Origin of the sequence: Rhizobium mesosinicum, assembly GCF_019511345.1 — a bacterium.
GTDB classification, from domain to species: domain Bacteria; phylum Pseudomonadota; class Alphaproteobacteria; order Rhizobiales; family Rhizobiaceae; genus Rhizobium; species Rhizobium mesosinicum.
Genome location: NZ_JAEUAK010000013.1, coordinates 113,349 through 129,525 on the forward strand (window position 1 = coordinate 113,349; position 16,177 = coordinate 129,525).

Genomic DNA, 16,177 nt, shown 5'->3' on the forward strand with positions numbered 1-16,177 from the left:
GAGGGGCCTTGCAAAATGGGGCCCCTTTCTCGCTGCTGACGCTTTCCGTAAACGTTTTCTCATGGCAATAAGATCGATAACACGTTCCGGAAGAAAGATCGCCGCGATGAAGGGTATCCGCCAGCTCGCAGAACATCTCGATATATCCATCGGGACGGTTTCGCGCGCGCTGAACGGCAAGGCTGATGTCAATGAAGAGACGCGAAAGCGCGTGTTGGCTGCGGCCGAAGAGTTTGGTTATGTCGCCAACCAGTCTGGCCGCAGCCTTCGCCAAGGCACGACTAACGTTATCGGCTTGATGATCGAGACCAGCAAGGAAACGGTCGAAAATAGCGACAACTTCTTTCTCGGAGTGACGGGCGGGCTGCAGAGCGTGCTTTCACGCCACAAGCTCGATCTCGTCATGCTCCCCTGCCCGAGCGACGAGGACCCCTACGAATATTTGAAGCGCATGGTGGCGCGCCGCGTCGTCGACGCGATGATCATCTCCGCGACACAACGCATCGACAAGCGGATCGATCTGCTCGTCAAGGCAAAAATCCCCTTCGTCGCGCTCGGCCGCAGCTCTTCGGGCGGCGGCAACTTCACCTGGATCGACCTTGATTTCGAAGGCGTTGCGACCAGCGCCGTCGACCGGCTTGTCGCCAAGGGCCATCGTCGTATTGCGATCGCCGCTCCTTCGGGCGAGATCAATCTCGGCTATATCTTCGTGGACGCCTATCGAAAGGCTCTGGAGACGCACGGGATCAAATATGATCCGAAGCTGGTGATCCGCGTGAAATCAAGCGAACAGGGCGGCTACCAGGCCGGCCAGGAGTTGCTGCTGATCGAAGACAGACCGACGGCCATCATTCTCATCTACGAACTGATGGCGATCGGCCTCTACCGCCGCCTTGTTGAAGCCGGCGTTGTCCCAGGCCGGGATCTTGCCGTTATCGGCTTTCGCGAGGAACCACGCGCAAAATTCCTCCAGCCCACGCTGACATGCTTCCGCATGTCGCTGCCCGACCTCGGCGCTGCACTTGCCGAAACCTTGCTTGCAGGCATGCCGGCCTATTCCGAGATCTACCGCAACGGCGCGCGCAACCGGATCTGGCCGCTAGAGCTTGTGCCCGGGGAAAGCGATGCTTTCTTCAGAGAACCTAAAACGTGACGCAATATGCGTCGCTCGATCCATATTTCGACAAGAGACGAACGGTCTCACGCAAATCCCTTCATGCCGCCCGTTTCGCCGACGGCAGATTCAATCAAAGTTGGTACCAAACCCGCGGGTTGTCTCCCGACTGGATCATCAGCCAGCGAAGATCCGTATCCTTCCAGCCCTTGATCGCGTTCGAGCGGTTGTCGAGCACCAGATCGCCCTGATCGGTCTTGACGACGAGAACCGCATGCCCTTCGCCAGCGGGCGTCTTGGTCACGGCGATCCGAAGCGCTTTTGCTGACCAGCCCATGGCGATGAGATGGTCACGCTTCGTCAGCGCGAAATCTTCACAGTCGCCGGACTTCACATTCACCTGCCAGACATCGCCCTGATCGGGCCTGTCATTGACCGGCCGGATCGAGCGGTTGACGGAGGCGTTGACGGCCCGAAGCTGCTTGTCTGCGAAAGGGCTCAGGAAGATTTCGGACGCGCCGCCGCCAGCAGCACATTCGTCTGGATTCTGTGCGCAAAACATCACATGCGCGAAAGGGGCTGAAGTGCGGCGCTTTTCCGAGATATAGCTGATTGCCGGCGCTGTTTTCAGCGCGCGGGCAAAGCCGCCGGGACCAGCAGCCTCAGCAGTCTGAACCGCAAACAGAGATGCAAGCGCCACCGTCGCAATCAGTGCATGCTTGAACATTTTCTTACCCCGCTTCGACGACCGCGGTGCGGTCAGATGCACATGCCGGTTAAAGCCGGTTTTCTAATCCTTAGGCTGAAGCTCTATCCAGCTTCGACCGATGACCGGGACCATACGGGGAAGGAATCTCGATCCCTTTAAATCAATCCGAACAATTTTAACGGATCCTGTTTTTGGCGGCAGTTGAACGCACTTTGGCCGCTTCCGATCCGAATGCCGCATCGGCATAGGACAGGGTTGCAAAGTTCGATTAATTCTTGCAGAGACAGGCGTAGCGGTGCCGGAGGGGCGATCGCCATCTAAAAAGTTATTCACCGTGGCTGTGACGGACAGATTGAAGACCATTTTTGCCGGCCTTTACAGCACTCTCGTGCTGGCTGCCGTCATTCCGTTCGGCCTCGTCGACGCCAGACCTTTCGCCGCGGTCGCCATCTGCATGTTTGCGCTGAGCGCAGCCTCCCTGCTGCTCTTCGGAGAGCCCCGGCGCGGCCGCTGGGTCTTCGTCTTTGCACTGCAGCTCTTCATCGTCACCTCGGCTTGGATCGTTATCCAAACGGTCCACATACCCTGGCCCTTTCTTGCCAATCCAATCTGGAAGGACGCAAACCTCCTCGCCGGCTTATCGAGGGATACAATTTCGGTCGCGCCGGCCGACACACTCGCCTCCCTCCTGTATATAGCGCTGCCGGCCATGACCTTTTTGACCGGCCTCATCATTGCCGATACAGACAGGCGGGCGCGTCGTATCTTACTCGTGCTTGCCATTGGTGCAGGCTTGATTTCGCTGTTCGGCCTCGGTCAGTTCTTGATGTTTCCGAAGATGTTGCTGACCGAGAACAAGCGCTATTATCTCGACAGCCTCACCGCCGTCTTCGTCAACCGCAACACGGCAGCGACCTTCCTGGGGGTTGGTTTTCTGCTGCTTGCAACATTCGCTTCGGAAAACGGCCGCGCCTATTTCGGTTTCTCATCCGCTCCCTCCGGAAGTTTCAACGAAGGCCTGGCTTTCTGGTTTTTCGCCGGCCTTGGCCTTTGTTGCCTGACCGCTTTGATGCTTACTCAATCTCGCGCCGGGCTTGCCGCAACTGGCATCGGCGCTCTCCTGTACCTCCCCTATCTTGCCAGCCAGTGGAAGAGCAGACGCTCCAGGCTTCCCTCGCGAGCGAGCAGATCGCCGCCCCGGAAATGGCTGCCCGCAGCCGGCGCAATTGCCGTCATCCTCGTTTTCGCGATGATTTTTGGCGGGAGAGCGATCTTGCGTGCCGACCAGAGGGGGGCGGACGATGACCGCTTTTGTGTATGGTCCGGTACGATGCACGCTCTCTCTCAGAACTGGCTGCAGGGGACCGGGTTCGGCACGTTCCGCACCGTCTTTTCGGCCTATCGTACGCCCGGTTGCGGGATCGGTGGGATCGTCGACAGGGCGCATAATTCCTACTTGGAAGGCTTCTTGACGCTTGGGATCATGTTCCCAATCGGCGTTATCCTGATTTTTCTCGTCCTCGCGCGTGCTTTTTGGAACGGCTACCGGGCTCGTCGTCGTCAGAGGCACTATCCAATTCTAGGTTGCGCCTCGGTTTTATTGGCGGCGACACATTCCGCTGTCGATTTCTCGCTTCAGATCCCCGGTTTCGCCATCTTCTTTACGGGCCTTCTGGCGCCGGTCATTTCAATTTGCTGCAGTCGCGAAGAAAGAGTCAGCGAAAACAACAGCGACGTTCCGGCGGGCCTGCGAATCGAGCGCTCGGCTGAGATTTCTGAAATATGACCGTTTGAAGGCCGACATCACATAAATTCGCCATCAAGAAGACTCCAAATATTCGTTCTAGTTGCATCCCAATTATTGCAGAATCCCTACGTATCGCCCTCTGCTAATTTACCATAACCCAGACAATCCTAGTTGCCCTATTGCCACAATAACCTTCTGTTAGGTATGCAGCATCTGATGGGGGCGGATATCTACTTGTGTTTTAAGCTAGCACCGGGCTAAACGGTTTTAGTGCTATACCAGATAGGGTCATGATGGGCATTCCTGTAACTCGACGCGGCGGCATCATTGTATCGATGCTGATCGCGCTTTCCAGCTGCACTTCTCTCCCTCGGTCCGGTCCGGACCACACGGAAATCGACCGCGCTGCAGCAATTAAGGTCACGACACCCAACCGAAAGGTCGGCATCGACTACGTGCTGATTGACTTAAACAAGGGAATTTTACCGTATTTCGACAAGATCCCGACGAGCTCGCTGCGCACCGGTTTCGGCGGTGGTCGCGGCGGAGCCCCGGATATCCCGCTTGGTTTCGGCGATGTCGTGCAGGTTTCAATTTTCGAAGCTCAGTCAGGTGGTCTCTTCATTCCATCCGATGCCGGCAGCCGTCCCGGCAATTACATTACCCTGCCTCAGCAGACGATCGACAAGGCTGGTACGATCAGCATTCCTTACGCAGGCCGGGTTCCCGCTGCCGGTCGGATGAAAGAACAGGTCGAGCAGGAGATCGAAGACCGGCTGGCAAGCCGCGCTATCGAACCTCAGGTGATTCTGACGACCAACAGCAGCCGCTCCTCCGAAGTGGCCGTCGTCGGCGATGTCAATGATCCGCAAAAGATCGTTCTTTCGCCGGCCGGTGATCGTATCCTCGATGCGATCTCCCAGGCAGGCGGCCTTACGACCCCGAATATCGAGACCAACGTCACATTGCAGCGCCGCGGCAAAACGGCAACTGTCGCTTACGAAACTCTGCTGAAGAACCCGTCCGAAAACATCTACCTTGCGCCGGGCGACACGGTTTCGGTCGAGCACGAGCGCCGCACATTCATCGCGCTTGGTGCTTCCGGCACCAACAACCGCATCGACTTCGAGGATTCGAACCTCACCCTTGGCGAAGCTATGGCTAAGGCCGGCGGCCTCGTCGATACGCGAGCGGATCCGCGGGAGGTCGTGGTTTATCGTAAGGTCGACCGCGGTATTCTTCAGCGCCTGAACATCGACACCGGCCGCTTCAAGGACGACCAGGTGCCGGTCATCTTCCGAGCGAACCTGCGCGATCCGGCAACTTTGTTCGCGGTTCAGGAGTTCCGCATGATGGACAAGGACGTCCTGTATATCTCCAACTCGGATTCTGTTGAGCTCGTGAAGTTCCTCGACATCGTGAACTCGGTTACCTCCACGGTCAGAGGCGTATCTAACGATGCCCTCGATACCCGCGACGCGATCCGAGATCTTGGAGATTAAATATATTGAGCAATACTTGGCGAACCTGATATCGAACGGGCTGGCGCGTAACGGAACTTATGTTATGAGTTCCGTTATCTTTTGACAGTCCGCTATCTTTAAGAGCCCTGAGGCATGATAAACGCAAACAACCTAGTAAAAGGCATGGCCGCCCTTGCATTCGGCGCTCTTTGCTTTGCGACATCGTCTTTTGCAGGTAATTGCATTTCGCATCCAGGCGCGGCGAGCAGTTTGCAGATGGACGCCTTCAAAGCCGCTCCGGCAAGCATTCTTGCGGGCAATCCGTCCGACGGTCTTCTCGCTGGCTCAGTTCGCACTCTCGCAGCAACCGAAACAACCCTGACGGCAACGCTGCTGACGCTGGCAGCCGAACCAGCGACAACGGATGCCCAAAGAGCAGCTATTGGCGCCGGCCTCGGGCGCGCCGTCAACGTTTGCCGTCCGCTGCACCCCGATCTCGCTGACGAGATTGCGGCAGCTGTCGCAGCGGCAATCGTTAGCAACCCGGCGCTCGGGAGCTTCCGCACGGCATTTGAAGCTTCGCTGATCGGCCAGACAGCTGTTGCAGCACTCGGCGGCGCGGGCGCGGGCGCTGCAGGCGGCGGTGATATCAGCGGTCCTGGTGCATCAGGTTTGGGTGGACCGGCGGTTGGCGCGAATCGTGGCGGCGCGACCCAGGGCGGAGGTTCGCTCCAGACGAACGCTTCAGGCCCGGGTTCGCTCCAGACGGGTGCTTCAGGCGGCGGCAATTTTACGACTATTCTCAACAATTCTGTCAGCGGCAGCATCTAATCCGATTTCGAAATTAGCGTAGTGCATTCAAGAGGGGCCGTTCGGCCTCTCTTCTTTTCCCTTCAGCATTTAAAGAAAAGCTCCTATCTCGCGCGAGCCATGCAGGCGGTGGAGCCGATCGTTCCTGAAGCAGGTCGGATCCGTAGGACATGTCTCATCACGTCAACGCAAGCAGACAAACGCGGCGAAGAAGCGCGGCCCCGATCGCGCTGCCAATTCCTTCTCCCTTAGGCCTCCTTTTCATTCTGACTGCCGTCACGTTGCTAACCTTTGCCGTTGCCGATATCAGGCAATCGGCACGATTTGCCGATATCTTTCTGGTCGCGACGAGACTTGAGCAATCAGAACAGGTAAGCCCTGAAACGCTTGCAAGGACGGCGGCCGACACCGACACGATCGTCTCCGGAGATTATTGCCGCTCCGATATCGTTATGGCAGGCACGACACTCGTCCTGGATAGGCTGGATACGGCCAATGAGATCACCGGCTACGAGGCCTGGGCCAAGGCTGCAGACGACGCCGAACGGTATATGCGCCACGCCGTCTCCTGTATGCCGACGGAAAGCAACCTCTGGCTCCGGCTCGCGGTCGTTCGTGCCGTGATCGCCCAGGAACCAAAATCAATTGCCCGGCTGATGACGATGTCGGCCCGTCTCGCACCCGCAGACGAGTTCGCTCTTCTCGCCCGTCTCTACTTCTGGAACCATCTGAACGTGACAACGCTCAAAAATGCACAAACCACCGTCGAAAGCGATGTCAGCCTGCTCTTAAAGCTTGGAGATTCACGGAGAGTAGCGCCCGCATTGACGAGGATCAGCTCTGCCCTACTGCCCTATGTTAAGCAGGCCGGCACACAATTGCCGGCCAGCAAGAAGGGCTCGCTCACCTGGTTCGGCTTCAATCCTGACAAGCTGCCCTAGGGCAGGCAGCCGCGTCAGCGCAGGACGACTGCTTGGCGGTTCATGATGCGCAGCACCGTTAACCTGCCGGTGGCGAACGCGCCGGTATCGATGGCGATGCGACCATTACCAAAAAAAGGTTGAGCGACCGGAGTATGACCATGCACGACAAGCAAAGGCAGCTCGGGCCCTCGCGATAGAAAGGGCTCGCGAATCCAGAATAAATCCCTGTTTCTTTGCTCGGAAAGAGCAATGCCCGGCCTGATCCCGGCATGCACGAAAACAATGTCCCCCACAGTGACCATCGACGGCATCTCAGCCAGCAACTTTCTATGATGATCTGGAACGGCATCGTTGATCGCACGCTCTATCGCCCCATTGCTGCCATGCTTCAGCAAATAGGCGACATCGATCCCATATGATTTAAGCGTTTCCGAGCCGGCAAAGCGATACCAGCTCGGAAACAGATCCGGCTCCTCGAGCAATCGCAGAAATGCATCGTCGTGATTGCCGCACAACGTGACCTGTTTTATATTTGCCGGTGTTGACTTGCAGAGATGCTCAATAACATCCATGGAAGACGGACCACGGTCCACGTAGTCCCCGAGCATGACTATCAACGCGGTACCCGTACATCTTGAAAAGTCCTCGAATATCTTCCGTTTTGCTTCGAGGAGTTTGCTGTAGCAGCCATGTATGTCGCCGATAGCGTAGATAACAGAGAAATCAGCCGCGTCGAAATGGAGCCTTTGCCGAATTTGGTCGCGAACTGCCGGAAGAGGCGTTCTTTTTCCTATAAGCTTCTGGAATACCCCAGATAGCGTCGGCTTTATAGAGCTTTTGTAGCGCTTCGCATGGGAATTCGGCATGCTTTTTAGATCCCAAAGGCCATGTAACTATGGGTCTCATTCGGAGTTTTTACATGCACAATAAATGGCCTCTCGATTTTGCGTCACAAAGTACTGCGGAATATTTACAATATCTCGCAATCCTACGTCATCGTTGACGGTATTTACTGTTTGTCAGATCCGCACCACCTTAATTCCTGTGCACTATTTGATATAAATTTACGCCCCAAAACGATGACTGCGAGTTTATATTCCCCGCGGCGATACCCGCTATTACCATTCAACACATGAATAGACTCCGTACACACCGTGAGAAAGTTAAGTCCCTCTAAAAAAATCCGGACAGGTTGGGTGTCACAGCGATGTTGCAGCTTGCCAAGATAATCACTAAAAATCATCTGCCGCGCAAAGAGGGCGTGGAGCGATTGACGGTATCGAAGTCGGAACACTTTGTCCTGGTCTGAGCTTAAACATTGATTGACGCCACTCCATCATGTAGCGTGCGCCCACTTTCGATTGGCTTCCTGGAAGCATTTGATTAAGCGCACCTCAGACCTTTCACCGATATGACTCAACCAACGGAGGCCTCGGATTGCTTTCACCAGATAAGGTCACGGAACATTCAAACGAAGAGTGGGAGCACTCTGAATCGCGAAGCACTGTTGATGTTGAAAAGCTGATTGCGATTGCGGTGCGTCAATGGCGTCCGGTTGCACTCTCCGCGTTTCTGTTTCTCGTATTGGGAATTATCTACATTGTTACGGCAGTTCCGAAATATACCGCCTCAACAAGCGTGCTTATCGATCGTGGAAACAGCGAACTCCTGAGCCAACTTTCCAACGCCGGCGTTCCTGTAGAGGATGACGCGTCGGTGCTAAGCGAGGTCGAGCTTTTCAAGTCCGATACGATCAGCTCGGCCGTTATCGACAAGTTGAAGCTACTGGATAATCCTGAGTTTTCCTCGCCGGACAACTCGCCGATCAGCATGCTTCGTTCATTGCTTAAGTTCCGCAACTGGTTTGCAAGTGACGATGTCGACGACGATGATGCCGACTCCAAACGACGAGATGCAGCGCAAAAGATCGTCGACAATATGGATGTCGACCGCGTCGGTCGTACCTACGCTCTTTCAGTCAGCTACACCTCGACCTCGCCGGATCTGGCAGCCAAGATTGCAGGCTCGATTGCTGATGCCTACCTCGTGGATAAGCTGAATTCGAAATACGAGGCGACACGGCGCGCGAGTGATTGGCTCCAGGAACGAATAGAGGAGCTGCGACAAAAGGCACTCGACTCCGATCTTGCGGTCCAAAAATTCCGCACGGCACACGGGCTCCTCAACTCAGGTGGCCAATTCCAGCTTCTCAGCGACCAGCAGCTTTCGGAGCTGACGACCCAGCTCATCTCTGCACAAGCCGAAACGGCAAAGGCGCAAGCAAAATACGACCGCGTCAAATCGATCATCGACAACAAGCGCACGGATGCAATCGTAACCGATGTTCTTGATAATTCGATCTCCAACGATCTGCGTAAAAAATATCTCGAGGCGTCGAAGATCGAGGCGGAAATATCTGCCCGTCTGGGGCCAGATCACATTCAAGCGGTTCGCTTGCGGAGCGAAATGGCCGAATACCAACGGCTGATGTTCGAAGAACTTAATCGTATCGCGGAAAGCTATCAAAGCGAGCTCCAGGTCGCGCAAACCCGCGAGAAGGCCCTTCAGGCAAATGTCACGCAAGCAAGCAGCGTATCGGCCACCGCCGGCGAAACGCAAGTGCAGTTGCGCGAACTCGAGCGCACCGCCGATACCTATCGGAATCTTTATCAAACTTTCCTTACCCGCTTCCAGGAGGCAACCCAACAGCAGACCTTCCCGATCACGGAAGCGCGCGTCATTACCAGACCGCAGGTACCGACATCCGCCAGTGCGCCGAAAAAACCCCTGGTGCTTGCTCTTGCCCTGGTACTTGGCTCACTCGTCGGCGGCGGCATTGGAGCCTACCGCGAATTCCGCGACCGCTTCTTCCGAACAGGCGACCAGGTTCGGGATGTCCTGTCGCTGGAATATATCGGCCATGTGCCGATCGTCGACGCGAAGGAGGCCGCGAGCGGCGCCAGCGAATTGGAATCGACCCGCGGGGTGCAGACCGGCAACGGCATTACCAACTATGTGGTTAACCATCCGCTGTCGGCTTTCGCCGAAACGATGCGCAGTGCGAAGATCGCAGTCGACATGGAAAATCCGAGCTCGCGCAGCAAAGTCATCGGTGTCATCTCCTGCCTCCCGGGTGAAGGTAAGTCCACTATTGCGATCAACCTTGCTCAGCTCCTCGCGATGCAGGGCGCTCGCACCCTGCTGATCGACGCCGACCTTCGCAATCCGGGGGCAACACGCGCCATCGGCCGGCATGCCGAACAGGGCATTCTGGAGGCGTTGCTGGAAGGAAAGCCGCTCAAGGATCTGCTGCTGCTCGATAGCAAGACAAGGCTCGCCTTTCTGCCGGCTGTGGTCAAGCGTCGTGTGCCCCATTCCTCCGACCTGCTCTCTTCATCCATCATGGCAAATATGCTGGAAGAACTGAAAGCACATTTCGACTATATCGTTCTCGACCTGCCGCCGGTTGGCCCGGTTGTCGATGCCCGCGCGATCAGCCCGATGCTCGACGCCTCACTCGCCGTCATCGAGTGGGGCCGTACCTCGCGTCGCGTCGTCCGCACGACCTTCGCAGTTCAGCCGGAACTCATGCAAAAGTGCATCGGCGTCGTGCTGAACAAGGTCGATACGGAAAAGCTGAAGCTCTATCGCACCTACGGTTCCGGCGAGTACTATTACAATCGCTACTCCGCCTATTACCACGAGGCGTAGAAGCGCTTTTCCAGCGAACTGGACTGGATTATGCGGCGAATTTCGCCGCATAATTTTTTGTCACATCCATTCCGAAAAGAACCTACCGATTGCCTCGATCTCATTCGGGCGGATGTCATGTCCTCCCGAATGCCATTCCGTCTGCACCTGCGCCTTCTGACCCTCGAAATAGGCCGAAAGCGCTTCCGTCAAGGCGACGGGCGAGATCGGATCACGCTGGCCTGCCGTGATCAATATCCTGCGGCCGCTCAGATCGGGATTTGCGCGAGGCCGGAAAGGAATGAGCGGATGGAGCAGAGCTGCCGCATCGAACAAGCCTTTCTCGATAAGTACATTCGCCAGAATGTTGGCGCCGTTCGAAAATCCTAGCCCGAGGATTCTGGATGCGCCCTGTGCTGACGCCAGATCTTGGACATACGCGCTCATCTTTTCGGTCGCCCGCGCAAGGTCGGCCATATCGTAGACTCCTTCACCGGTTCGCTTGAAAAAGCGGGCTGCCCCGTATTCGAAGACATCGCCACGCGGCGACACAATCGTCGCTTCCGGCAGCAACCGCCTGCCGAAATCGAAGAACTGGTTCTCGTCGCCACCCGTTCCGTGAAGTACGAAGAGGATAGGCTTGCCGGACGCACCGGAATGCAGCCGGTGCACATAGCCATTATCAGTCATTTTTCTAGCTCCGTTTAGCCTTCGAGGGGCTGCAGATGCTGCTCGATGAGGGCGCGCAGATGGGCGTGCTGCTGTGGCAGCTTCAATGCCTCGCCGAGATGGTCCGTATCCTCGTCACGGTCGAAACCAGGCTCATTGGTAGCGATCTCGAACAACACGCCGCCTGGCGTGCGGAAATAGATCGCCCAGAAATAATCGCGGTCGATGACCGGGGTCACCTGATAGCCGGTATCCATGAGTGCCTTGCGCACTTCAAGCTGCTTTTCGCGATTCTCGACGGCGAAGGCGACATGATGAACAGAGCCGGCGCCGGGAAGCGCGCGAGCCATATTGGGCATGGTTTCAAGGTCGACCAGATGGGCACCATTGCCACCGGGAATGACGAAACGCTTCACGCCATCCTGCTCCTCCTGAAGGTCATAGCCCATGAACTTCAAAAGTTCGGCCGTGGCGCCATCATCCCTCAATCGCATCGCGACAGAGTGGAAGCCACGGATGGCATGATCCTCGCTGACACCCCCATGCGTCCAGGGAGCGCGGATATCGTCCTTGACCTCGACGAGCGCGAAGCCGTCGCCATCCGGACCGGAAAAATTCAGGCGCTTTTCGCCAAACGATTCTTCTGTCTTCAGGCCGGTGACATTGAGCTTCGCTAGGCGGTCACTCCAGAAACCGAGCGAACCCTTGGGAACCGAGTAGACCGTGGTGCCGACTTCGCCGGTTCCTGGACGCCCCTGCGCCATCTTTGGGAATGGGAAGTAGGTCATGATCGTGCCGGGGGAACCGGTTTCGTCACCATAATAGAGGTGATAGACATCAGGCGCGTCGAAATTGACTGTTTTCTTGACGCGGCGCAGGCCCAGCGCATTGGTGAAGAATTGATTGTTGGTTCGGGCGTCCTCTGCCATTGATGTGACGTGGTGCAGACCCTTGATCTGATCAAGCATTTTTAGACCCTTTCTGCCCGCATCGGGCGGGCTTTCGATAGGCCTTAGATGATCCTTTTGCGCCGTAAGTCATAGCCCGACAAGACGGCACGCATTGTCTTCATTTTGTGAACAACAATACGCAAGCGTTCACGGACTGGCAGGAAGCTGCCAATCGATGGGGGCGCGGCCGTGCGTCTGCAGGAACGCGTTCGCCTTGGAAAAATGCCGGGATCCAAAAAAACCGTTATGGGCCGAAAGCGGCGATGGATGGGGTGCCTTCAGCACCAGATGTCGCCGTGCATCAACGAAAGCCGCCTTCTTTTGAGCATAAGAGCCCCAGAGCATGAAAACGACAGCCTCGCATTCGTCATTTACCTTACGGATGACGGCATCGGTGAATCGCTCCCAGCCTTTGCCCTGATGGGAAGCGGCTTGCGATTCCTCCACCGTCAGCACGCTGTTGAGCAGAAGCACACCCTGCTTTGCCCAATGTTCCAGGAAACCGTGGCGTGCGGGCGAAATACCGAGATCAGTCTCCATCTCCTTATAGATGTTGACGAGCGAAGGCGGAATACGCACGCCGGGGCGAACACTGAAGCAAAGCCCGTGAGCCTGGCCGACGCCGTGATAGGGATCCTGCCCGAGAATCACGACTTTCACTTTCGCAAGCGGCGTCAGATCCAGGGCACGAAAATACTCGCCGCCCTTTGGGAAAATTCGCCGGCCAAGCTGCTTCTGCTCCACGAGAAAGATCTTGAGCTGCTGCATGTATGGACTCGCGAACTCGCCGGCGAGAGCCGTCTTCCAGCTCTCTTCAAGAGTGACTGACGTGTCGTTCACGACGCAAACCTCCCGGATCGATACAGCCCCTGTAGAAAAACCGTTCTAACAAAAATATGCAAAGCCACAATACGCGGCAATTGCGATGCCATGCCTCGTCATCTCGCAGATGCGAAGAACGCTCCGGGCTGTCATAAATCGGAAATTCTCGGCCGTTACCAAAAGGGCTGGCAACGATGCGCAAATGATGGCAATACTTCCCTAATGCCCATCTGCCGTTTTAACTCTGCCTTAATTTTGCTGTTTACCCAAGCAAATCAGCACAGTAGAAATTGGTGGTTCACAGCGCGGGGTGCTTCGCATGAAGTTTGGAACAAGCGGCCTTCGTGGTCTCTCGGTGGATCTTACGGGACGGGCATCGGCGCTTTATGCCATGGCTTTCGGCAAATATTTGCTGCAGAGCAACAAAGCCGCACAGGGCGACGTCATCCTGATCGGCCGCGATTTCCGGGAGTCCAGCCCGGAGATTGCCGGTAACTGCGCAGGCGCCCTTGCAAGCCTCGGCTTCAAAATTCTCGACTGCGGCACCGTCCCGACTCCGGCCCTTGCGCTCTACGGCCTAGAAAGAAAGGCCGCCTGCCTGATGATAACGGGTTCGCATATCCCGGCGGACCGTAACGGCATCAAGTTCTATCGTCCGGACGGCGAGATCGACAAGGCGGACGAAGCCGCGATTACCCGGTTTGCAACCGCAATCGAAACCTCCGGCGAAGTCGTTGTCAGCGAGGCCGCCGCCGTGGAGGACCACTCGGCGCAATGCCTGCAACTCTTCTTTGAACGCAATGCCGCCCTCCTGCCGTCGGGCGCGCTTGCAGGCATGAAGATCGGCATTTATCAGCACAGCACAGTTGCCCGTGACCTGATGGTCGATATCCTCGCCCACTACGGCGCCGAGACTGTCGCGCTCGGCCGATCCGAGACTTTCATTCCAGTTGATACGGAGGCGGTCTCCGAGGAAACGGTCGCCCTCCTCCAAGGCTGGAGTTCAACCCACGGCCTTGATGCGATTGTCTCCACAGATGGCGATGGCGATCGTCCCCTGGTCGCCGACGAGACCGGGACGCCCTTGCGCGGAGATCTTTTGGGGCTGATATCAGCGAATTTCCTTGGCGCCGGTACCGTGGTCACGCCAGTTACCTCCAATTCCGGAATTGAAGCCGCGGGATCTTTCAAAGTCGTTCGCACCCGCGTCGGCTCTCCCTTCGTCATCGCCGGAATGGAAGAGGCCGTCGCCGCCGGCAAGAACCTCGTGATGGGTTTCGAGGCGAATGGCGGGCTCTTGACGGCAACATCCTTCGATATCAACGGTAGCAGTGTCCGGGCACTGCCCACGCGTGATTGCTTCTTGCCGATGCTGGCAACGCTTTTGCTCGCCGCAATTCGCAAGGAGCCGCTTTCGATTGTTGCGGCCTCCTATAAACTGCCTTTTGCTGCGGCCGACCGCCTCGAGAATTTCCCGGTCGAAACTAGCGCAGCGTTGATGACATACCTGCGTGAATCCGATGCTAATCTCACGGAATTCCTGCAGCCCATCGGCGAGGTCGGTTCGAAAAGCGATATTGATGGCTTGCGCGTGACGTTACGCGATGGCCGTATCATTCATTTTCGTCCGTCAGGCAATGCGCCGGAAATGCGCTGCTACGTGGAAGCCGGAGGAGAGGCAGCCGCCTTAGAACTCTTGAATACGGGATTGACCCGAATTAAGCGCTGGGCAGAAGCCCGGTAAGCATGCGACAACCTGTCCGTTCATTTCAAGGAAGAGTATCCTATGACACAGAAAATCGTCCCCGTGATCATGGCTGGCGGCAAGGGCACGCGCCTTTGGCCGCTCTCGCGCGCGACCGCGCCGAAACAGTTCATCCAGTTCGTCGGGGACAAGACGCTGTTTCAGGAAACCCTGGTTCGCGTTTCCGATCCGGCGCTTTACGAAGCCCCGGTCGTCGTGACGAATGAGGACTTTCGCTTCCTCGTGGCGGAACAGGCTCGCGAACTTGATATTCCCCTCGCCGCGGTATTGCTGGAGCCTGTTGCTCGCAACACGGCCGCGGCAGTGGCTGCGGCTGCAAGCCTCACCTCCGAGCATTTTGGCAAAGAAGCCATCATTCAAATGCTTGCCTCTGACCACGAGATCCTTGCAGACGAAGCCTATTTCGATGCCATCCGCACGGCGCGCGATGCGGCGGCCAAGGGTAAGCTTGTAACCTTTGGCATCACGCCAACGGAGCCGGCCACAGGCTATGGATATATAGAGGTCGGAAAGCAGCTGCCGAGCGGCGCACATGAGGTCAAGCGTTTCGTTGAAAAGCCTGTTCGTGAAAAGGCGGAAGAAATGCTGGCCCGCGGCGGGTTCTACTGGAACTCCGGTATCTTCATGTTCCCGGTCGCCGAACTGCTTTCTGAAATGCAAGACTACGCACCAGACGTGCTGACGGCGGCCACCAAGGCTCTTTCAAGGGCGACGCGAGATCTGGACTTCACGCGCCTGGACGCAGAAGAGTTCGCCAAAAGCCCCGATATTTCCATAGATTACGCCATCATGGAGAAGACGTCGAAGGCTGCAGTTGTTCCGTCGGCCTTCAAGTGGTCGGACATGGGCAGCTGGGATGCCGTGTGGAAAACCGGGCTGCAGGATGAAAACGGTAATATTGCTGCCGCCAATACGACTGTTGTCAACACCCGCAACTCGCTCGTCATGACCCACGGCGTTCATCTCGCTGTTCAGGGAATGGACGACGTCGCCGTCATTGCCAGCGAGGATGCTGTTTATGTCGGCCCCTTGAGGGAAAGCCAGGAAGTCGGCAAGCTTGTTAAGCTCCTTGCCGGCCACAAGAAGACGTCGAAGCTGACGGAGACGCATCCCACGTCCTACCGTCCGTGGGGCGGCTATACCTCGATCTTCAACGGCGATCGCTTTCAGGTGAAGCGTATCTTCGTAACGCCTGGCAAGAAACTGTCGCTGCAGAAGCATCATCACCGCTCCGAGCACTGGATCGTCGTGAAGGGAACGGCGGAAGTCACGATCGGCGACAATGTGCAGATGTTGCGCGAAAACGAGTCGGTCTATATCCCGCTCGGTGAGGTCCATCGCCTCGCAAATCCTGGCAAGATCCTGCTGGAACTCATTGAGGTTCAGACCGGTTCCTACCTTGGCGAAGACGATATCATCCGTATCGTCGACGAGTTCGGCAGAACCTGAACCTAAGCTTTTTGGCGGTCTTGAACTTGGTTCTCCGCCCCTGTAACGGATAGTGGTCCGCCTTTA

General features: G+C 56.7%; 13 protein-coding genes. 8 read left to right on the forward strand and 5 right to left on the reverse strand.

Annotation, left to right across the window (positions count from 1 at the left end):
• Window positions 1-106: 106 nt before the first annotated feature.
• The gene (locus JNB85_RS26405; RefSeq protein WP_220337380.1) at window positions 107-1,153 is read left to right on the forward strand and encodes a substrate-binding domain-containing protein; all 1,047 of its coding nucleotides are present in this window, start codon (window positions 107-109) and stop codon (window positions 1,151-1,153) included.
• A gap of 94 nt (window positions 1,154-1,247) precedes the next feature.
• Here JNB85_RS26405 and JNB85_RS26410 read toward each other — a convergent pair whose 3' ends face one another.
• On the reverse strand, window positions 1,248-1,841 hold the full coding sequence (locus JNB85_RS26410) for a transglutaminase-like cysteine peptidase (RefSeq protein ID WP_220337381.1): 594 nt from the start codon (window positions 1,839-1,841) through the stop codon (window positions 1,248-1,250).
• A gap of 334 nt (window positions 1,842-2,175) precedes the next feature.
• Between JNB85_RS26410 and JNB85_RS26415 the strand changes: the two genes are divergently transcribed.
• The 4 genes from JNB85_RS26415 to JNB85_RS26430 all read left to right on the forward strand — a co-directional run bounded on the left by JNB85_RS26415 (window position 2,176) and on the right by JNB85_RS26430 (window position 6,784).
• On the forward strand, window positions 2,176-3,609 hold the full coding sequence (locus JNB85_RS26415) for an O-antigen ligase family protein (protein ID WP_222858799.1): 1,434 nt from the start codon (window positions 2,176-2,178) through the stop codon (window positions 3,607-3,609).
• A gap of 251 nt (window positions 3,610-3,860) precedes the next feature.
• Entirely contained in the window at window positions 3,861-5,072 is a 1,212-nt protein-coding gene (locus JNB85_RS26420; protein ID WP_223216613.1) for a polysaccharide biosynthesis/export family protein, read from the forward strand.
• Window positions 5,073-5,309: 237 nt separating this feature from the next.
• Entirely contained in the window at window positions 5,310-5,864 is a 555-nt protein-coding gene (locus tag JNB85_RS26425) for a hypothetical protein (RefSeq protein WP_223216614.1), read from the forward strand.
• A 149-nt stretch (window positions 5,865-6,013) separates the two neighbouring features.
• On the forward strand, window positions 6,014-6,784 hold the full coding sequence (locus JNB85_RS26430; RefSeq protein ID WP_220337384.1) for a hypothetical protein: 771 nt from the start codon (window positions 6,014-6,016) through the stop codon (window positions 6,782-6,784).
• Between the two features lie 14 nt (window positions 6,785-6,798).
• On the opposite strand, the gene JNB85_RS26435 is transcribed toward JNB85_RS26430, so the two are convergent.
• Window positions 6,799-7,632 (reverse strand): metallophosphoesterase family protein, encoded by an 834-nt coding sequence (locus JNB85_RS26435; protein ID WP_220337385.1) that lies wholly within the window; start codon window positions 7,630-7,632, stop codon window positions 6,799-6,801.
• 571 nt (window positions 7,633-8,203) lie between these two features.
• On the opposite strand from JNB85_RS26435, the gene JNB85_RS26440 reads away from it, so the two are divergent.
• Entirely contained in the window at window positions 8,204-10,477 is a 2,274-nt protein-coding gene (locus tag JNB85_RS26440) for a polysaccharide biosynthesis tyrosine autokinase (RefSeq protein WP_220337386.1), read from the forward strand.
• 60 nt (window positions 10,478-10,537) lie between these two features.
• Here the strand turns inward: JNB85_RS26440 and JNB85_RS26445 are convergent, their stop codons facing one another.
• From JNB85_RS26445 to ung, 3 genes are all read right to left on the reverse strand, one after another.
• Window positions 10,538-11,146 carry an alpha/beta hydrolase gene (locus JNB85_RS26445; protein ID WP_220337387.1) on the reverse strand — a complete coding sequence of 203 codons (609 nt, stop codon included), beginning with the start codon at window positions 11,144-11,146 and terminating at the stop codon, window positions 10,538-10,540.
• Between the two features lie 14 nt (window positions 11,147-11,160).
• Window positions 11,161-12,093, reverse strand: a complete 933-nt coding sequence (locus JNB85_RS26450; RefSeq protein WP_220337388.1) for a VOC family protein — start codon at window positions 12,091-12,093, stop codon at window positions 11,161-11,163.
• A 129-nt stretch (window positions 12,094-12,222) separates the two neighbouring features.
• A complete protein-coding gene (gene ung, locus JNB85_RS26455; protein ID WP_183743487.1) occupies window positions 12,223-12,915 on the reverse strand; it encodes a uracil-DNA glycosylase in 693 nt (230 codons plus the stop codon).
• 301 nt (window positions 12,916-13,216) lie between these two features.
• Here ung and JNB85_RS26460 point away from each other — a divergent pair, with 301 nt between their 5' ends.
• Entirely contained in the window at window positions 13,217-14,641 is a 1,425-nt protein-coding gene (locus JNB85_RS26460) for a phosphomannomutase (RefSeq protein WP_220337389.1), read from the forward strand.
• Between the two features lie 42 nt (window positions 14,642-14,683).
• Window positions 14,684-16,111: a mannose-1-phosphate guanylyltransferase/mannose-6-phosphate isomerase gene (locus tag JNB85_RS26465; protein ID WP_220337390.1), complete on the forward strand. Its 1,428-nt coding sequence runs from the start codon at window positions 14,684-14,686 to the stop codon at window positions 16,109-16,111.
• Window positions 16,112-16,177 lie beyond the last annotated feature (66 nt).